Raw genomic sequence first — 18,582 nt, 5'->3', positions numbered from 1 at the left:
GGGGGCCTACCCAAATCCTTTTCCCATCAATATCCCGGGTTTTTTTTATTTTTTTTTTTACCCCAAAATCGGGGGGGGCCCCGGAACTACCTGCCCCCCCCCCCCGCTTCGTCCTCATGAACTAGGAATCAGCACCAACCGGCAAACCGTTCGAGGTCCTGGTCATCCAGTTTGCCTGCAGCAACGTCTGCCAATGCGCTGCCCAGCCGGTCGAAACCTTCCCACAGTTCCTCATCGGTGATGATCAGTGGCGGGGTGAGTTCTATGACGTTTCGTTCTGGTCCCACGCTGATGGCAGTCACCCCGAGCTCCCACGCCCGGTAAAGGGCCTGAGGGGTTGCAGTCGCCGCCGGCGGAAAAGTCGATCAATACCCTCTCTTCGGAGTCAACGATGGAACTTCCGTGAGCTGATTCAATCGCCAGCGGGGAGAACCGCAATTGGCCGCAGACCGCCAGCACTTGTTGATCCAAGTCGTAAAGCGGCACGGCGCTCAAGCCTTGTCGCATTCAGTGCCGAACTTACCGTTTGTTCCCGAGGTCACCCCGAGCAAAGCCCCGGAGTCGTGTCCCGCGTCGTCCTGCTGCTGGGAATCCTGCTGAACCAGCCTGTGGCCGATGCGGCGGGCGAGCTTGGGGGCGAAGATGGCAATGCCTGCCCCGATCAGGCACCACGCTCCAGCGATCCACGGGAAGTAGCTAAATGGGGCCTCCTGGCCAACGGCCTGCACGAAGTAGACGTAGCCGAGATAGCCGAGGCCAAGCAGGGGCACAATCATCTCCCATTTGGGAATGCCACCACGACCGGAGATAATGTAGGCGCCGACGCCGATCGTCGTTGTGGCGTACGCAACCAGCAGGCACAGCACCGCTATGGTGGCTGTCCAGTAGAACGTGTCAAAAGCTGACACGCCACCAAGCCAGTAGCCCACGGCTATCGCCAGACTGAGGATGGTGGCAACGATCACCGCCGGGCGGGGGACCCCCGTTTTTTGGTCGACGCGGGAAAGTGCTGCCGGCCCGAAGCCGTCCCGCGAAAGGGCGAACAGAAGCCGGGACGCAGCCGCCGTTGAGCTGATTGTCGATGCGAAGGCAACGGCAGCAGCAGCGAACGCAAGGATCAGTGCGTATTCCTTGCCGATGTACATCCCAGCCAGCTCCGTAATGGCTGATTCGGAACCCGCAAAGAGGGCTATACCTGTATCAGATGTGCCGAAACCGAGTGTTTGAGCGAACATCATGAAGACGAAAATCGCCCCACACAGCACCACCGCTCCCCCAAGTGCCATCGGTATAGCCTTCTTGGGATTGTCGGTTTCCTCGCCTAAAGAGGCGCAAGACTCGAATCCGGCCCAGCAAAGGAAAGCGAACACGGTAGCTGCCATCAGGGAATCGATCGAAGTGCCTTCGAAGCTGAAGACACTGAGGTCGACGGTTGATTCAACCGGCGCCTGCCCCGTGGAGACCTTGAAGATGATGACCGCACCCAGCACGAGCATGAGCACCACGCCGGCTCCGCCAATGTAGGTCAGCAAGTGTGTTGTGAAGCGGGATTCCTTGAGATTGCAGACGATCGTCAGTGCAGCTGCAGCTATTGGCAGCAGGATCCATGATGCTTCGAATGACCATCCTGCCTCGACGATCCACGCCTGGAAGAACACCGAACAGGCGGTAAGAGTGCATGCGGCGAACAGTAAGTAGGTGCCGAGAAGTGCAAATCCGCCGATGAATCCGGCCCTAGGCCCGATCGTCAGCCCCGCCAGGGCGTAGACGGATCCGGCATGGTTGAATCTACCGGTCAGTCGCACGAACCCGTAGGCCACAAGGCAAACGCCGACGAATCCCAAGGCGAATACCAGGGGGACGGCCTTGCCTACTAGTTGCGAAACGCCGATCCCATTGAGGGAAACCGCCATGAGTGGGCCCATGAAGCCAATGGAGAGAGCCGCGGCTTCCCATGACTTCAATTTCCTGCCCCGAATACCGCTATCAGACATCGTTGTCCTCTTTGCTCAAGTTGCGGCCTTGCAGAAGCACAGGGGCATGCAAGCTGTCGCCTGCGAGCCGATAGGCCGCACCGGGAGTTCTTCGTCACCGGCACGACTAAGTAAAGTTCATTACAAAGAGCCAGTCAATGGCGATACTGAAATATACATTACGAACACCTTCGTCTTACAGTCGTCGTGAGCAGAAGCATGCTGCGCAGACGAACGGATAGGCGCTTGATGGAAACTCCGATCGCCGGATTCTACCCCTCAAAACCTCATGCATTCACTGGTGTTGGCGGCACCCCTGACCCTCGCCCCCCGGCATCACTCTGGACAGGCTTTGCTCGCCCCCGAATCCGGAACAACCCGTCTCCGTGGCCGACTCCAACGCACCGATCCTGAGGTGTCAGAGAATGTTTGGATGAGCCACACGGCCCTTAGCCTGACAAGGCAGCGGTCGGCCCGTTCTCCGCCCGCGCCAGGAACGAGTGGAATCAAGGTGGTCTCGACTGATGCCCGCGAAGTCATGTCGCGCCCAGCATCCCTACCCATGAAGAGGTGTAGGCCAACCACGACCTAACGAACGAACCAAGAAAGGACCCCATAACCCCAGTTCACAGCACGCTGAGGGCCAACCAGCCAGGGCTTTGACCCCGCTCCCCCACAACCAAACAGGCGACCCGCGGCGCCAGGCACACCCCGCGGCCCGTGTCAGAGGGACCTGACCATCCAGAATGTACACACGTTAAAGCAAAAACCCCCTCTGACGAGGGGGTATGCCGTGCCCGAGGTGGGACTCGAACCCACACACCTTTCGATACTGCATTTTGAGTGCAGCGCGTCTGCCAATTCCGCCACTCGGGCCCGGAATACTGGGAAGTCAGCTGCTCTCATTTCTGTGAGCAACGCGATCCTTTCCCAGCACGCGAAACTACTCTACATGCAGATAGGCTGATTCAAAGAACCGGGCGCGCTGATGCAACAAAAACCAGCCATCAGAGAGTCCACACTAAGATGGACATGAACCCGCCGAACCTTTTCAAGGAGATCCCGTGACCGAACAGACGGAGTCCACGTCCACAGCCCAGCCGGCCCGACGCGTTGTCGTAGCCGAGGATGAGACCCTCATCCGCCTGGACATTATTGAGATCCTGAAGGGCGAAGGGTACGACGTCGTCGGCGAGGCAGACAATGGCGAGAAAGCTGTGCAGCTTGCCGAAGAACTCAAGCCTGACCTTGTCCTCATGGACGTCAAGATGCCCGTCATGGATGGCATTTCGGCGGCTGAGAAGATCGTCAAGGCACGCATTGCACCTGTTGTGCTGCTGACCGCTTTCAGCCAGAAGGAATTGGTGGAGCGGGCACGCGACGCCGGTGCCATGGCCTATGTCGTCAAGCCGTTCTCCCCCGCGGACCTTATACCTGCCATTGAGATCGCTCTTTCCCGCCACGAGGAAATCAAGGCGCTTGAGAATGAGGTTTCGGACCTTCAGGAGCAGTTTGCCACGCGCAAGCTTGTAGAGCGCGCCAAGAGCCTCCTGACCACCAAGATGGGCCTGACGGAGCCGGAAGCGTTCCGTTGGATCCAGAAGACCTCCATGGACCGTCGCCTCAGCATGCGCGAGGTTGCCGAGACCATCATCAACCAGGTCAACTAGCAAAAAGAAACGCACGACGACGGCCGCGCACCTCGCACGAGGTTCGCGGCCGCCGTCGTATCCCCCTGCAAAGCAAAAACAAAAGTGGGCCCCGCCTTAACGGCGGGACCCACTTCACCTTGCAAACCGAGGAACTATGCCTTGGCTTTGGACTTCTTTTCGGGCCACGGGCCAACGGGTTCCTTGCGCGAACCTTCGTCGGTCTTGGACGTGTCGGCGAGGTCGCCAACCTTGTGGACCTTCAGCGAGTTGGTGGAACCGGCCTGTCCGGGAGGGGAACCGGCCGCGATGACAACGAGGTCGCCTTCCTCCACGAGGTCCATTTCCAGCAGGCTCTTGTCCACCTGTGCGGTCATCTCGTCGGTGTGTCCCACGGAGGGGACCAGAACCGGCTGGATGCCCCAGGTCAGGGCGAGCTGGTTCCAGACGTGTTCAACAGGCGTGAACGCGAAGACCGGCTTGACGGGGCGAAGACGCGAGAGGCGTCGTGCCGAGTCGCCGGACTGGGTGAAAGTACAGATGTACTTGGCATCCAGCTGATCCGCGATTTCGACGGCGGCACGGGTGATGGCGCCACCGCGGGTCTTGGGCTTGGTGCCCAGCGGGGGGACGCGCTCAAGGCCGTGTACTTCGGTGGACTCGATGATCCGTGCCATGACCTTGACGGTTTCGATGGGGTACTGGCCCACGGAAGTTTCGCCGGAGAGCATGACCGCGTCGGCGCCGTCGAGGACTGCGTTGGCGCAGTCGGAAGCCTCGGCGCGTGTGGGACGCGGGTTGTCGATCATGGATTCCAGGACCTGGGTAGCCACGATGACCGGCTTGGCCCACCGACGTGCCAGTTCAATGGCGCGCTTCTGGACGATCGGCACCTCTTCGAGCGGCAGCTCGACGCCGAGGTCGCCACGGGCGACCATGATGGCATCGAAGGCGTCGATGATTTCGTGGAGCTGCTCCACTGCCTGCGGCTTTTCGATCTTGGCGATCACCGGAACACGGCGGCCTTCTTCGTCCATGATCTCGTGGACGCGCTTGATGTCTGAGGCATCACGCACGAACGAGAGGGCGATGAGGTCAGCACCACGCTTGAGGGCCCAACGGAGGTCGTCCTCGTCCTTTTCGCTCAAAGCGGGGACGTTGACGGCAACACCGGGCAGGTTGATGCCCTTGTTGTTGGATACCTTGCCGCCGACGGTCACGACAGTAACAACCTTGACGTCGTCTACTTCTACGGCCCGCAGTGCCACCTTGCCATCGTCAATGAGCAGGGCGTCGCCCACGTTGACGTCTTCGGTGAGGCTCTTGAGCGTGGTGGAGCAGATGTCCTTGGTGCCGGGGACGTCTTCGGTGGTGATGGTGAAGGTGTCGCCGACGGCCAGCTCGTGGGGTCCGTCAACAAAACGGCCAAGACGGATCTTGGGTCCCTGGAGGTCAGCCATGATGGCAACAGGCTTGCCCAGCTGCGCCGCAGCCTTGCGGACGTTCTCGTAGGTGATGTCATGCACGGAGTAGTCGCCGTGGCTCATGTTCATGCGAGCAACGTCGACGCCGGCCTCCAGCACCGCGAGGGTGTTGTCGAAGCTGGAGATAGCCGGGCCGAAAGTTGCCACGATTTTTGCGCGTCTCATATACCTACCCTAAGTAGTTCATGCTGATTGAGTAAAAGGTTGTTCCTGCCGGCGCTATAAGACCGCTATCGCCCGGTCGGTGGGGGCGACCGGTGCCGGGAGAATGGTGCTTCCCATCAGGAACTTGTCCACTGCGGCCGCACATGCACGGCCTTCCGCAATGGCCCACACAATCAGTGACTGGCCACGTCCGGCATCGCCGGCAACAAACACGCCCTCGGTGTTCGTCATGTAGTAGCCGTCGCGGGCAACGTTGCCCCGACCGTCGAACTCTGCGCTGACCTGCTCCGTGATTCCTGCCGGCTCAGCACCGGTAAAGCCAAGGCTCAGGAAGACAAGGTCAGCTGGGATGATCCGTTCTGTACCGGCCTTGGGCAGGCGTTTGCCGTCCACGAACTCGGTTTCAGCAACTTTGACGCCGGTGAGTTTGCCGTTTTCTCCAACGAACTCAACGGTGGATGCAAGGTAGGTACGCTCGCCGCCTTCTTCGTGGGCGCTGGCGACCTCGAACAGGGTGGGGAACGTCGGCCACGGCTGGTGGATGGCACGTTCGGCGGGCGGCTGCTTGCCGATCGCGAGCGTGGTCACCGAAGCGGCCTGGTGGCGGTGGGCGGTGCCGATGCAGTCAGCACCGGTATCGCCACCACCGAGGATGACAACGTGCTTGCCGCGGGCATCGATGTGGTTTTCGGGGTTCTCCCCTGCCACCATACGGTTCGAAGGAACCAGGTAATCCATGGCGAAATGGACACCCTCGAGGTCGCGGCCCGGGATGGGCAGGTCACGCGGCACGGTAGCGCCGGTGGCGACTACGACGGCGTCGTAACGGCGGCGCAGCTGCTCCCACGTGACGTCCGTACCGACGGCGACGCCGGTCCGGAAGCGGGTACCTTCGGCCTTCATCTGCTCCAGGCGGCGGTCAACCTGTTCCTTCTCCATCTTGAAGTCGGGGATGCCGTAGCGGAGCAGGCCGCCAATCTTGTCGTCGCGTTCGTAGACAGCAACGGTGTGGCCAACACGGGTCAGCTGCTGCGCAACGGCCAGACCTGCAGGACCGGAACCCACCACGGCCACCGTCTTGCCGGTGAGGCGCGTAGGCGGGAGCGGCTGCACCCAGTCGTTATCGAACGCCTGGTCAATGATCGAAACCTCAACCTGCTTGATGGTCACTGCGGGCTGGTTGATGCCCAGCACGCAGGACGCTTCGCAAGGTGCAGGGCACAACCGGCCCGTGAACTCCGGGAAGTTGTTCGTGGCGTGGAGGCGTTCAATCGCTTCTTCACCCTTGTCCCGCCACACCAGGTCATTCCACTCGGGAATGAGGTTGCCCAAGGGGCAGCCTTGGTGGCAGAAGGGAACGCCGCAGTCCATGCAGCGGCCGGCCTGGCTCTTCAGGACGCCCTTTTCCTGGGCTTCGTACACTTCCTTCCAGTCCATGATGCGGACTGGAACGGGACGGCGTGGCTGCGTTTCGCGCTGCCGGACTTTCAGAAATCCGCGTGGATCAGCCACCGGTTACCTCCAGGATTCGAGACCATACTTCTTCGCCATCGGGGTCAAGGCCCTCTTCGATGGCGTCGAGACGGGTTTGCAGGACTGCGGCGTAGTCGCGCGGCAGTACTTTGGTGATGCGGGCGGCGGTGTCGTCGAAGTTTTCGAGCAGACGGCCGGCCAGGACGGATTCGGTTTCCTCAACGTGCTTGGTCAGCAAGCCGTGGACGATGTCGCGGTCCTCGGCGTCGAGTTCCAGGAGCTGGAGTTCGCCGGTATCGAGGGCCATCTTGTTGACGCGCTCAGGCTGGAGGTCCAGCACGTAGGCGGTGCCACCGGACATGCCGGCACCGAAGTTGCGGCCGGTGCGGCCAATGATCAGGGTCTGCCCACCGGTCATGTACTCGCAACCGTGGTCGCCAATGCCTTCGACGACGGCGGTCGCACCGGAGTTGCGGACCAGGAACCGTTCGCCCACCTGGCCACGCAGGAACATTTCGCCGCTGGTGGCACCGTAGCCGATCACGTTGCCGGCAATGACGTTGCGTTCAGCCTGGAACACGTTGGTGCGGTCCGGACGGACGATGATGCGTCCACCGGAAAGGCCCTTGCCTACGTAGTCATTGGAATCGCCGAACATGCGCAGCGTGATGCCGGCAGGCAGGAACGCGCCGAGGGACTGGCCCGCGGTGCCGTTGAGCGTGACGTCAATGGTGTCGGTCGCCAGGACATCGATGCCGAAGGTCTTGGTCACCACATGGCCGAGCATCGTGCCCACGGAACGGTCCGTGTTGATGACGTCCAGGGTGATCTTGACCGGCATGCGGTCGCTGAGCGCTTCCTGGGCCATGGTGATGAGCCGCTGGTCGAAGTGCTTGTCCAGCTCGTGGTTCTGGCCGGTCATGTTGCGCAGCGGCACGTCGTCGTCGAACTCCAGCCCGTGCAGGATGGGATCGAGGTCCAGCCCTTCGGCCTTCCAGTGGTTGATCGCTTCGCGGGTGTCCAGCACCTCGGCGTGGCCGATGGCCTCTTCCAGGCTGCGGAAACCGAGCTCTGCAAGGATTTCGCGGACTTCTTCTGCGAGGAACTCGAAGAAGTTGACCACGAACTCGGGCTTGCCGTTGAACCGGGAACGGAGTTCAGGGTTCTGCGTGGCAACGCCAACGGGGCACGTGTCGAGGTGGCAGACGCGCATCATGATGCAACCGGAAACCACCAGCGGAGCTGTCGCGAAGCCGTACTCTTCCCCACCAAGCAGGGCAGCAATGACGACGTCGCGGCCGGTCTTGAGCTGGCCATCAACCTGAACCACCACGCGGTCGCGGAGACCGTTGAGCATCAGGGTCTGCTGGGTCTCGGCAAGCCCGAGTTCCCATGGCACACCCGCGTGCTTGAGCGAGTTCAGCGGCGAGGCGCCGGTACCGCCGTCGTGTCCTGAAACAAGCACGACGTCGGCCTTCGCCTTGGTGACGCCGGACGCCACCGTGCCGATCCCGACTTCCGAAACCAGCTTCACGTGGACCCGGGCAGACGGGTTGGCGCGCTTGGCATCGTAGATCAGCTGCGCAAGGTCTTCGATCGAGTAGATGTCGTGGTGCGGGGGCGGCGAAATAAGTCCGACGCCGGGGGTCGAGTGACGTGTCCGGGCTACCCAGGGGTAGACCTTCTGGGCCATCAGCTGGCCACCTTCGCCAGGCTTGGCGCCCTGCGCCATCTTGATCTGGATGTCGTCAGCGTTCGTCAGGTAGAGGCTGGTGACACCGAACCGGCCGGAGGCAATCTGCTTGATGGCAGAGCGACGCTCCGGGTCCAGCAAACGGTCGACGTCCTCGCCACCCTCACCGGTGTTGGACTTGGCGCCCAAGCGGTTCATGGCGATTGCGAGGGTCTCGTGCGCTTCCTTGGAAATGGAACCGTAGCTCATGGCACCGGTGGAGAAACGCTTGACGATGCTGGAGACGGGCTCCACTTCCTCAAGCGGAACGGCCGGACGCACGCCATCCTTGAACTTGAGGAGGCCGCGCAGCGTCATCAGGTTCTCGGACTGGTCGTCAATGCCCTTGGTGTAGGACTTGAAGATGTCGTAGCGGCGTTCGCGAGTGGCGTGCTGCAGGCGGAACACCGTCTCCGGGTTGAAGAGGTGGGGTTCGCCGTCGCGGCGCCACTGGTATTCGCCGCCGCCCAGAAGCGGCTGGTGCGGGTGCTCGATGCCGCCCTCGGGGTAAGCCATTTGGTGGCGCGCCGAAACTTCGGCAGCGATGACGTCCAGGCCAACGCCACCCAACTGGGAGTGCGTGCCGGAGAAGAATTCGTCCACGAGTTCCTGGGAAAGGCCCAGTGCCTCGAAGGTCTGGGCGCCCGTGTAGGAAGCCACGGTGGAGATGCCCATCTTGGACATGATCTTCAGGACACCCTTGCCGAGGCCCTTGATGAGGTTGTAGACGCCGTCTTCGGCAGTCACACCTGTGACATCGCCGTTGGAGATCAGCTGTTCCACTGATTCCATGGCCAGGTACGGGTTGACGGCAGATGCACCGTAGCCGATGAGTACTGCCACGTGGTGCGTCTCGCGAACGTCGCCGGCTTCAACCACCAACGCGGTCTTGGTGCGGTTGGCGCTGCGGAGCAGGTGGTGGTGCACGGCGCTGACCAACAGCAGCGAAGGAATCGGCGCCCACTGGGCGTTCGAGTCACGGTCGGACAGCACAACGTACTGAACACCCCGGTTGATGGCACCGGAAACCTGCTCGCAGATCTCGGTCAAGCGTGCACGCAGTGCCGCTTCTCCACCCTCGGGACGGTAAAGGCCACGGACCTTCATGGCGATGCGGTCGCCGTCGGGCGTTTCAATGTTGGCGATCTTGGCGAGTTGATCGTTGTTGATCACGGGGAACGGCAGGGAAATCTGCGGCTGGCGGACCTGCTTGCCATCCAGGAGATTGCCGTTCGGACCGATGGCGCACTTCAGTGAGGTAACCAGCTCTTCGCGGATGGCATCCAGCGGCGGGTTGGTAACCTGCGCGAAGGACTGCACGAAGTAGTCGAACAGCAGGCGCGGGCGTTTGGAGAGCACAGCAACGGGCGTGTCCGAACCCATGGCGCCCAGGGGCTCGGCACCAGTGCGGGACATGGGTCCGAGCAGGATCTTCAGCTCTTCGGTGGTGTAACCGAAGGTCCGCTGGCGGATGTTGACCGAAGCAGCGGTGTGGACCACGTGCTCGCGCTCAGGAAGCTCGTTGATATCGATCAGGTTGTCCTTGAGCCACTCGGCCCACGGGTTTGCAGCAGCTACTTCTGCCTTGACCTCGGCGTCGTCAATGATGCGGCCGGCTTCGGTGTCCACCAGGAACATCTTGCCGGGTGCGACGCGGCCCTTCTTGACCACGTTGGACGGTTCAACCTCAATCACGCCAACTTCGGAGGCGAAGATGATGAGGCCGTCTTCTGTGATCCAGTAGCGTCCCGGGCGCAGGCCATTGCGGTCCAGCGTTGCGCCCACGAGGCTGCCGTCGGTGAAGGAAACTGCAGCGGGGCCGTCCCACGGCTCCATGAGCAGGGAGTGGTATTCGTAGAAAGCACGGCGTGCGGGATCCATGGTGGCATGGTTCTCCCATGCTTCCGGGATCATCATCATGATGGAGTGCGTGATGGGGCGACCGGACAGCCACAGGAGTTCAGCCACTTCATCGAAGGACGCCGAGTCCGAGGCACCGGGGGTGCAGATCGGGTACAGCTCTTCGGGGACGGAGCCCAGCAGCGGGCTGGCCAACTGCGACTGGCGTGCACGCATCCAGTTGCGGTTGCCCTTGACTGTGTTGATCTCACCGTTGTGGGCGATGGTTCGGAAGGGCTGTGCCAACGGCCATGACGGGAACGTATTGGTGGAGAAGCGCGAGTGGACGATCGCAAGCTTGGTCTTGAAGCGCTGGTCCGAGAGGTCCGGGTAGAACGGCTCAAGTTGGGCGGTGGTCAGCATGCCCTTGTAGACGATGGTGCGCGAGGACAGCGACGGGAAGTACACGCCGAATTTGTTCTGGGCACGCTTGCGGATACGCCAGGCGCGGGAGTCCAGCTCATTGTGCTCAAGCTGCTCGCCGGCAGCGGAGGCAAAGAACGGCTGCGAGAAGTACGGCATACATGCCCGTGCCATGGCGCCAACGAGGTCGGCGACCACGGGAACCTCACGCCAGCCGAGGACCATCAGGCCCTCATCGGCTGCAAGGGCTTCAATGCCGGCTTTCGCGGTTTCTGCTTCGCGGGATTCGGCGGGGAGGAAGGCTGTTCCCACCACGTACTGGCCGGGAGCAGGCAGTTCGAATTCGGTGACGGCACGGAAGAACTCGTCCGGAACCTGCATGAGCAGCCCCGCACCGTCGCCTGTACCTTCGTCGGCGCCCACGGCGCCGCGGTGTTCGAGATTGCGGAGGGCGGTCAGTGCCGCTTCCACGATGTCGTATCCCGGTTCCCCGCGGAGCGTGGCAATAATAGCCAGGCCGCAGGCGTCCTTCTCCTTATCAGGGTTGTAAAGACCCTGGGCCTCCGGGAGCGCAGCGAAGCGCTTGAACGGAGACATGGCACCCTGAGGTTCGATATTTTCGGACCAACCGGGGTTATGAAGATGGGTCATGGGAGACGTCCTTCCTCGAGATCGTGCGTATGGAAGGGACAACGTTGGCCCCACCTTGCCTGCCCTGTGACGGGCACAACAAAGCGCTAGTAATTGGAATTGTAGGCCAGCCGATCCAGCGCAACGAACAGTTACGCAGACCTCTGGCCCCGGCTTGACCAGTAAACATCGGTATGCTGCGGTCCGGTTTCCGGGGTGCCACGACGCTGTGGACTGGGCCCTACGAGCGGTGACTCTGTTGCCCCTTTACCGGATACGACTACTTGGTGTCGTCTGCATCCGGCGTGGATCCGGGGGCCTTCCTTGCGGCAGTTGCAGCAGCTGTGGAATCCGTGGAGGACGTGGTGTCCTTTGCCGGTTTCCCTGCTGTGTCCTGCGGCTCGTCAACGTGGCCCGGATCGCTTTGGTTATCAGGGAGATTACCACGCGAACCAGTATCTGAGACAGATGCGTCCACATCATGACTGGTGACGCTCGTCACCGCAGCAGGGTCCCCTTCCGCCTTCACTTCCGGCTCACGGCCCGGCAAATAAGGGGTGTCTGGCACCGGCCGGCCGCGTCGACCAAGGACAAAGAAGATGGCCAGCGCCGCAATGAAGACAAAGATGCTTGTCCACACATTGAGCCTGGTGGTAATGCCAAAGAGGGTGATCTGCTCGGCATCGTCGATGCGCAGCGCCTCAATCCACACGCGGCCCAGGGTGTAGTACACGGCGTACAGCCAGAAGAGCCGTCCCCAGCGGAAATGGAACTTCTTGTCCAGCAACAGGAGGATGGCTACGCCTGCCAGGTTCCACAGCATCTCGTAGAGGAACGTGGGGTGGAACAGGGTATCGGCAGCCATATCCGCCGGAAAATTAGCGTTTGCGGGATCAATTTCGAGTCCCCACGGCAGGGTGGTCGGCGCACCGAAGAGTTCCTGGTTGAACCAGTTTCCCAAGCGGCCAATTGCCTGGGCCAGGAGGAGTCCGGGAGCCGCTGCATCCAGGAAGGCTGTCAGCCTGACACCGGCGCGACGGCAGCCAATCCACGCACCCACTGCGCCGAGGATGACGGCACCCCAGATGCCCAGCCCACCACGCTGGATCTGCGGAATAAGCGAGAGGTCCCCGGTCCCGTCAAAGCCCGGACCGAAGTATGCGTCAGGCGAGGAGAACACGTGGTAGAGACGGCCGCCGATAATGCCGAACGGAATCGCCCAGATGGCAATGTCCCACAGGCTGCCTTCCGGAGCACCCCGGCGCTTCCAACGGGCGGAGGTCAGCCACAGGCCGACGATGATGCCCGCCAGGATGCAGAGGGCGTAGGCGTGGATACGCAACGTCCCCCACGGCAGCGGAATGTCGAAACCGGACCACGAAGGGCTCGGGATACTCAAGGGGACCATTGCCGCTGCGTGGAGGACGGTCTGCATTCGCTCGCTGTTTCCTTTTTCTTAGGCTTCTGCAGCGGCGCGGCCCAAGCCGGCGCTGAGGTTCTTGGTGAGTTGCCCGACGGCGTCCACGCCGCCGTCGCGGAGCGCTGCCACCAGGGCGGTGCCCACGATCACGCCATCGGCGTAGGCGGCAATTTCGCGAACATGATCCGGGTTGGATACGCCCAAACCGACGCACACACGCTCGGCACCGGCCGCATGGGCGCGCGCGACGACGTCTTCCGCACTGCTGCTGACGGAAGTCCGGGTTCCGGTGACACCCATGATCGAGACCGCGTAGACAAATCCACGGCTGGCTTTGACGGTCATGTCGAGGCGTTCCGGAGTGGAGGAAGGCGCCACGAGGAAGACCCGGTCCAATCCGTACTTGTCCGAGGCTTCAAGCCACTCATGAGCCTCGTCAGGGACCAAGTCGGGGGTGATGAGTCCCGCTCCCCCGGCTTCGGCCAAGCGACGGGAGAACTCGTCAACGCCCATGCGCATGACGGGGTTCCAGTAGGTCATGACCAGCACGGCCGCATCCGTAGCGGCGGTGATGCCGGCAACAACGTCAAAAACATTGCTGACCCTGAATCCGTTGGCGATCGCCTCGGTGGTGGCGGCCTGGATGACCGGGCCGTCCATCACGGGATCGGAGTACGGGATGCCGATCTCGATGAGGTCGGCGCCATTGCGGGCAAGGGCAATGCCCGCCTCGATGCTCTCCTGGACGGTCGGGTAGCCGGCCGGCAAGTAGCCCACCAAGGCAGCACGGCCGTCAGACTTGGCCCGGTCAATGGCGGCAGCGGATTTGCTGGCGAATTCTTCAGTCATCAGTTCTGGTCCTCGTTGACATCCATGGCTGCTTCGGACACGCGTTCTGCCGGCCCTTTGGGCTTTCGAGTGGACAGCGTAGTGCCCTTCACGTGACCTTCCTCGTCCAACATGTTGAACCAGGCTGCGGCAGTCTCCACATCCTTGTCTCCACGTCCGGACAAGTTGACAATCACAGTGACCTCGGAAGGAGTTTCCTTGCCCTCGGTGAGCCGTTTGCCGATCTTGATGGCTCCGGCCAAAGCGTGGGAAGACTCGATCGCGGGGATGATGCCTTCGGTCCGGCAGAGGAGGCTGAACGCGTCCATGGCTTCGGTGTCGGTGACGGCCTCGTACGTGACGCGCCCAATGTCGGCCAAGTACGAGTGCTCCGGACCCACGCTGGGGTAGTCCAGGCCCGCCGAGATGGAGTGCGACTCGATGGTCTGTCCGTCTTCGTCCTGCATGAGGTAGGACCGTGCGCCGTGGAGGACGCCGGGACGGCCCAGGGAGATGGCGGCAGCGTGGCGGCCGGTTTCGACGCCTTCTCCGCCGGCTTCAAAGCCATAGATCTTCACGGATGCGTCGTCAAGGAAAGCGTGGAACAATCCGATCGCGTTGGAGCCGCCACCGATACATGCGGCAATTGCGTCGGGGAGTTTGCCGGTCTGCTCCAGGATCTGGCTGCGGGCTTCTTCGCCGATGACTTCGTGGAAATAGCGGACCATGGCAGGGAACGGGTGTGCTCCAGCTGCGGTACCCAGAAGGTAGTGGGTGTGCTCCACGTTCGAAACCCAGTCGCGCAGGGCATCGTTGATGGCATCCTTCAGCGTCTGGGACCCGTTGGTTACGGGCACAACAGTTGCACCGAGCAGCTGCATGCGGGCAACGTTCAAAGCCTGGCGCCGGCAATCCTCGGCACCCATGTACACCACGCACTCGAGTCCCAACAGCGCTGCGGCGGTGGCGCTTGCAACGCCGTGCTGTCCAGCGCCGGTCTCTGCGATGACGCGGGTCTTGCCCATGCGCTTGGCAAGGAGTGCCTGGCCCAGGACGTTGTTGATCTTGTGGGACCCGGTGTGGTTAAGGTCCTCGCGCTTGAGGAAGATGCGTGCTCCGCCAGCGTGCTCGGAGAAGCGCTTGGCTTCGGTGAGCAGGGAAGGCCTGCCGGAGTAGTTCTTGTTGAGGTCCTTCAGCTGCGCGATGAACTCGGGGTCAGCCTTGGCTTTCTCAAACGTGTCCTGGACTTCGTCAAGGGCGGCGATGAGGGATTCGGGCATCCAGCGTCCGCCATAGTTGCCGAAGTAGGGCCCTGAGGCGTTGCGCAGCGAAGGGCCACCTTGCAGGAATGCGTCAGCCGCATTCTCTTCTGAGCCGGCTGTTGGCGCGTCGACCATCAGTCTCACCGTCCTGTTCCAGTTAGTTCATTGGGTAGTTCCACTTGCCACAAGGCAGCCGCAGGCCTAAGCCCGGGCTGCCTTGCGACTGTTCGCCGTGATTCAGTTACTGCCTCAGTTCCTGACGGCGATGGCGGCAGCTCCAGCTGCCTTGAATTCGGTGATTCGTTCGCGCGGAGTGGAGTCGCTGACCAGCGCCTCCCCTACCAGGATGGCGTTGGCACCACCCGCTGCGTAATGCGATACGTCGTCGGCTCCCCTGACGCCCGATTCCGCCACGATGACGGCCTCAGCCGGAATCAGTCCGGCCAGTGACCCGAAAACCGAGCGGTCGACGTCGAGCGTCTTGAGGTTGCGGACATTGATGCCGATGATCTTTGCCTGCGCCGCAACAGCGCGCTCAATTTCTTCCTCGGTGTGCGTCTCAACCAGCACGTTCATGCCGAGCTCGTGGCTCAGCGCACTGAATTCGACAAGCTCCGCGTCAGACAGTGCCGCGACAATAAGGAGGATGAGGTCGGCACCGTGCGCACGGGCCTCCCAAATCTGGTACTCGTCCACCGTGAAGTCCTTGCGGAGCAACGGCGTCTCGACGGCGGCACGCACGGCATCGAGGTCAGCCAGCGAACCGCCGAAACGGCGCTGTTCGGTCAGCACGCTGATGACGGAAGCTCCGCCGTCGGCGTACTGGACTGCTAGCGACGCTGGATCCGCGATAGGTGCGAGGTCGCCCTTCGACGGGCTGCGGCGCTTGATCTCTGCGATGACCTTGAGATCGTTGCGGCTGGATGAGGGACCGCCCAGGGCTGCCCACGCATCACGGGCCGGAGCAGCACTTGCGGCGCGGTCCTTCAGCTCCGCGAGGGATACGAGGCGGCTACGCGCCTCCATCTCCTCCTTGACGCCAACGATGATGTCATCAAGAACGGTCACGATTAGTGGCCGTTGTTCTGCAGCTTGCTGCCGCCTACTCCGTAGCCCGCCTTGCGCATGACGCCGCCCACGATGAGGCCGATGACCATGACGACCAAGCCACCAACGAAGATCGGAGTGCTGGCGATCACGAAGGCGATGGAGGAAATCAGGGCACCGACCAGCATCACAAGTACGCAGGTCCATGCAGCCGGGCTGTTTCCGTGACCAATGGCATCAGCGTGGCTTGCCATGGTGGATTGAGCTTGGTTTGCGGACACTGTGGTTTTGCTCATGTGAAATCTCCTCAGGATGAATACTGCTTACATTCTGCCATTTATTGACGGCGGCCGGGACATCGTCCGACGTCAGGACCGGCGTCGGCGCTTTTGTTGCGCTTGACCCGCCCGAAAGCCCGATACGGCTGCTTACGTGGGGTCTTCCCCGCGTGTCAGGCTGTCCCAGCTGTCGATCTCGTCCACGGGCCCGTTGCCGCTTTGCTTGCCCCGTCTTCCGGCGTCGTACTTGGTTCGCGACGCCCAGTGCCGCCCGGCCACGGGCAAGACGACGGCGCAGACAGCAAGGAGGGAGCCTGCAACGATGGCCACGATCGGGAACGCGGTTGCGGTTGCGTTGGCCTGCCCGCCGGAAACACCCGTGGCAGCAGCAATGGACCCCTGCGCGGCACCCAGTGGGTCCAACAGAACCGTGATGGCGGCCATGATGATCCCCGCAGCGGACAACACGACGAGGGCCGCGATGATCCAGCGGGCGATCTTCCCGGCAATGGACGCTGCCAGCCCGCCCGCCAAAGCGACAACGGCCAACGCCGTTACCGCGGTGGCCGCTTTGCTCCCTTGGACATGGAGGTCGCTGTTGGACGCCCCGGTGGGGTCCAACTGCACCTCGATCCAGGTCTGTGTCGTAGCCCCGAAGACTGCCAGCGCCAGGATTACGGTGGCAAGGACCAGCGTGGATTTGCGGGCCCAACGCGGAGGCTTGCGGACAGGGGGCAGTGGGGATGCCATGCTCATCAGGCGGACGTCCCGTCGTCGAGAACTTCGGCCTTCCGCACCGTTTCAGCGGAAATGTTCTGCAGCGAACCTGCTGTGTGCACGGCCCGCAGGGGCGCCGCGGCCTTGTTCACGGTCTCCAACGCCTCTGAAGGCTTGTGCGAATCTGCCACGATTCCACCGCCGGCCTGCACATAGGCGCGGCCCTCACGGAGCAGGGCGGAGCGGATGGCGATGGCCATGTCCATGTCGCCTGCAAAGTCGAGGTAGCCAACCACGCCACCGTAGATCCCGCGCCGGTGGGGTTCGAGTTCATCCAGCAGGCGAAGCGCGCGGGGCTTTGGCGCTCCGGACAGGGTCCCTGCCGGGAACGTTGCCTTGAGGACGTCGTACGCCTTGGCATGGGGCGCAAGCTCCCCCACCACGGTGGACACGAGGTGCATGATGTGGCTGAACCGCTCAACTTCCATGAACTGGGTAACGTCCACGGTGCCTGCCACACACACCTTGGAAAGGTCGTTGCGCGAGAGGTCCACCAGCATCAGGTGCTCGGCCCGTTCCTTCTGGTCGGCCAGCAGTTCCGTGGCGAGGGCTTTGTCGGCCTCAACGGTCTTCCCCCGTGGGCGGGAACCGGCGATGGGGTGGGTAATGACTTCCTCCCCGGTCACCGTAACCAAAGCTTCCGGTGACGAACCCACGATCGAGTACTCGCGGCCGTCCGCATCCTCAAGGCTGAAGAGATACATGTACGGGCTCGGATTGGTATTGCGCAGGACGCGGTAGACATCCAGGGGATCAGCAGCGCACTCCATTTCGAATCGCCGGGAAATCACCACCTGGAAGACTTCGCCGTCAACAATGGCTTCCTTGCCGCGGTCAATGGCTTCCAGGTACTTGGCCTCGTCCCACCGCTCCTGCACGCTGGACGCGAAGTCCAGTGCTGCGGTTTCCAAGACCGAGACCGGCTGGGCAACAGGTGTGCTGATCTGATCCAGCAGGGCCTTTACCCGGGCAACGGCGTCATGCCAGGCGTCATCCACCCGCTCTGTACTGTCATCAAAGTTGATGGCGTTGGCGATGAGGAGGACGGTTCCATCCACGTTGTCATGTACTGCCATGTCGGTGACCAGGTTCAGTGCCATCTCGGGCAGCTGCAGGTCATCCTCGGGCGGGGACGTCAGCCGTTCCCAGTGGCGCACGGCTTCCCAGCCGAGGAAGCCAACCAGTCCTGAAGTGAACGGCGGCAGTCCTTCAAAGCGGTCGGTTTGCAGGGCGGCAATGGTATCGCGCACTGCTTCCACGGGGTTGCCGGAGACTGGCACGCCAACGGGTGGCTCGCCGATCCAATGGGCCTGGCCGTCTTTGGTAGTCAGAGTGGCCCGCGACTTGGAACCAATGAAGGAGTAGCGAGACCAGGCTCCCCCCACCGCTGCGGATTCCAAGAGGAACGTTCCGGGCTGTCCCTTGGCGAGCTTCCGGTACAGGCCGATGGGGGTCTCGGCGTCCGCCAGGACCTTGAGTCGGACAGGGATGACACGGCTGTGGACGGCGAGTTCGCGGAACTCTTCCAGGCCCGGGCTAATGATTCCAAGGTCCTGCATTGCTATGTTCTCCGCCTTATGGTCTGAGGTGGTGCGTCAGTGG

Annotated in this window: 13 protein-coding genes and 1 tRNA gene; 1 reads left to right on the top strand and 13 read right to left on the bottom strand. The window is 62.2% G+C overall.

The window, feature by feature from the left end; genetic code table 11:
• Positions 1-128: 128 nt before the first annotated feature.
• From N7568_RS21075 to N7568_RS21065, 3 genes are all read right to left on the bottom strand, one after another.
• Entirely contained in the window at positions 129-302 is a 174-nt protein-coding gene (locus N7568_RS21075) for a hypothetical protein (RefSeq protein WP_261611706.1), read from the bottom strand.
• Positions 303-491: 189 nt separating this feature from the next.
• Positions 492-1,994, bottom strand: coding sequence for an APC family permease (locus N7568_RS21070; protein ID WP_261611705.1), 1,503 nt, complete (start codon positions 1,992-1,994; stop codon positions 492-494).
• A 773-nt stretch (positions 1,995-2,767) separates the two neighbouring features.
• Positions 2,768-2,849 (bottom strand) — tRNA-Leu (locus tag N7568_RS21065).
• Between the two features lie 188 nt (positions 2,850-3,037).
• Between N7568_RS21065 and N7568_RS21060 the strand changes: the two genes are divergently transcribed.
• Positions 3,038-3,643 carry an ANTAR domain-containing response regulator gene (locus N7568_RS21060; RefSeq protein WP_011774540.1) on the top strand — a complete coding sequence of 202 codons (606 nt, stop codon included), beginning with the start codon at positions 3,038-3,040 and terminating at the stop codon, positions 3,641-3,643.
• Between the two features lie 134 nt (positions 3,644-3,777).
• Here the strand turns inward: N7568_RS21060 and pyk are convergent, their stop codons facing one another.
• The 10 genes from pyk to N7568_RS21010 all read right to left on the bottom strand — a co-directional run bounded on the left by pyk (position 3,778) and on the right by N7568_RS21010 (position 18,539).
• Complete coding sequence (pyk, locus tag N7568_RS21055) at positions 3,778-5,271, bottom strand: pyruvate kinase (RefSeq protein WP_261611704.1); 1,494 nt, start codon at positions 5,269-5,271, stop codon at positions 3,778-3,780.
• A 54-nt stretch (positions 5,272-5,325) separates the two neighbouring features.
• Positions 5,326-6,783, bottom strand: coding sequence for a glutamate synthase subunit beta (locus N7568_RS21050; protein WP_261611703.1), 1,458 nt, complete (start codon positions 6,781-6,783; stop codon positions 5,326-5,328).
• Positions 6,776-11,389: a glutamate synthase large subunit gene (gene gltB, locus N7568_RS21045; RefSeq protein WP_261611702.1), complete on the bottom strand. Its 4,614-nt coding sequence runs from the start codon at positions 11,387-11,389 to the stop codon at positions 6,776-6,778. Before gltB ends, N7568_RS21050 begins: the two co-directional genes overlap by 8 nt.
• Positions 11,390-11,648: 259 nt before the next feature.
• Positions 11,649-12,803: a prolipoprotein diacylglyceryl transferase gene (gene lgt / locus N7568_RS21040; protein ID WP_261611701.1), complete on the bottom strand. Its 1,155-nt coding sequence runs from the start codon at positions 12,801-12,803 to the stop codon at positions 11,649-11,651.
• A 21-nt stretch (positions 12,804-12,824) separates the two neighbouring features.
• Positions 12,825-13,637: a tryptophan synthase subunit alpha gene (gene trpA / locus N7568_RS21035; RefSeq protein ID WP_261611700.1), complete on the bottom strand. Its 813-nt coding sequence runs from the start codon at positions 13,635-13,637 to the stop codon at positions 12,825-12,827.
• The gene (gene trpB, locus N7568_RS21030) at positions 13,637-15,013 is read right to left on the bottom strand and encodes a tryptophan synthase subunit beta (protein WP_261611699.1); all 1,377 of its coding nucleotides are present in this window, start codon (positions 15,011-15,013) and stop codon (positions 13,637-13,639) included. Before trpB ends, trpA begins: the two co-directional genes overlap by 1 nt.
• Positions 15,014-15,127: 114 nt before the next feature.
• Positions 15,128-15,946: an indole-3-glycerol phosphate synthase TrpC gene (trpC, locus tag N7568_RS21025; RefSeq protein WP_261611698.1), complete on the bottom strand. Its 819-nt coding sequence runs from the start codon at positions 15,944-15,946 to the stop codon at positions 15,128-15,130.
• A gap of 2 nt (positions 15,947-15,948) precedes the next feature.
• Positions 15,949-16,221 (bottom strand): HGxxPAAW family protein, encoded by a 273-nt coding sequence (locus N7568_RS21020; RefSeq protein WP_261611697.1) that lies wholly within the window; start codon positions 16,219-16,221, stop codon positions 15,949-15,951.
• A 132-nt stretch (positions 16,222-16,353) separates the two neighbouring features.
• Complete coding sequence (locus N7568_RS21015; RefSeq protein ID WP_439899000.1) at positions 16,354-16,959, bottom strand: Trp biosynthesis-associated membrane protein; 606 nt, start codon at positions 16,957-16,959, stop codon at positions 16,354-16,356.
• Complete coding sequence (locus N7568_RS21010; RefSeq protein ID WP_261611695.1) at positions 16,959-18,539, bottom strand: anthranilate synthase component I; 1,581 nt, start codon at positions 18,537-18,539, stop codon at positions 16,959-16,961. The genes N7568_RS21015 and N7568_RS21010 overlap by 1 nt, the downstream gene beginning before the upstream one ends.
• Between the last annotated feature and the right edge of the window lie 43 nt (positions 18,540-18,582).

The sequence above is a fragment of the Paenarthrobacter aurescens genome, assembly GCF_025421775.1.
Lineage (GTDB): Bacteria > Actinomycetota > Actinomycetes > Actinomycetales > Micrococcaceae > Arthrobacter > Arthrobacter aurescens_B.
The sequence above is the reverse complement of the archived record's forward strand: the minus strand, read 5'-3'. Positions and strand labels throughout refer to the sequence as shown.

What these genes read in the sequence shown, in the direction of transcription:
- N7568_RS21070 (WP_261611705.1), bottom strand. Translation starts at nt 1,994, where the DNA reads ATGTCTGATAGCGGTATTCGGGGCAGGAAATTGAAGTCATGGGAAGCC.
- pyk (WP_261611704.1), bottom strand. Translation starts at nt 5,271, where the DNA reads ATGAGACGCGCAAAAATCGTGGCAACTTTCGGCCCGGCTATCTCCAGC.
- gltB (WP_261611702.1), bottom strand. Translation starts at nt 11,389, where the DNA reads ATGACCCATCTTCATAACCCCGGTTGGTCCGAAAATATCGAACCTCAG.
- lgt (WP_261611701.1), bottom strand. Translation starts at nt 12,803, where the DNA reads ATGCAGACCGTCCTCCACGCAGCGGCAATGGTCCCCTTGAGTATCCCG.
- trpA (WP_261611700.1), bottom strand. Translation starts at nt 13,637, where the DNA reads ATGACTGAAGAATTCGCCAGCAAATCCGCTGCCGCCATTGACCGGGCC.
- trpB (WP_261611699.1), bottom strand. Translation starts at nt 15,013, where the DNA reads ATGGTCGACGCGCCAACAGCCGGCTCAGAAGAGAATGCGGCTGACGCA.
- N7568_RS21020 (WP_261611697.1), bottom strand. Translation starts at nt 16,221, where the DNA reads ATGAGCAAAACCACAGTGTCCGCAAACCAAGCTCAATCCACCATGGCA.
- N7568_RS21015 (WP_439899000.1), bottom strand. Translation starts at nt 16,959, where the DNA reads ATGAGCATGGCATCCCCACTGCCCCCTGTCCGCAAGCCTCCGCGTTGG.
- N7568_RS21010 (WP_261611695.1), bottom strand. Translation starts at nt 18,539, where the DNA reads ATGCAGGACCTTGGAATCATTAGCCCGGGCCTGGAAGAGTTCCGCGAA.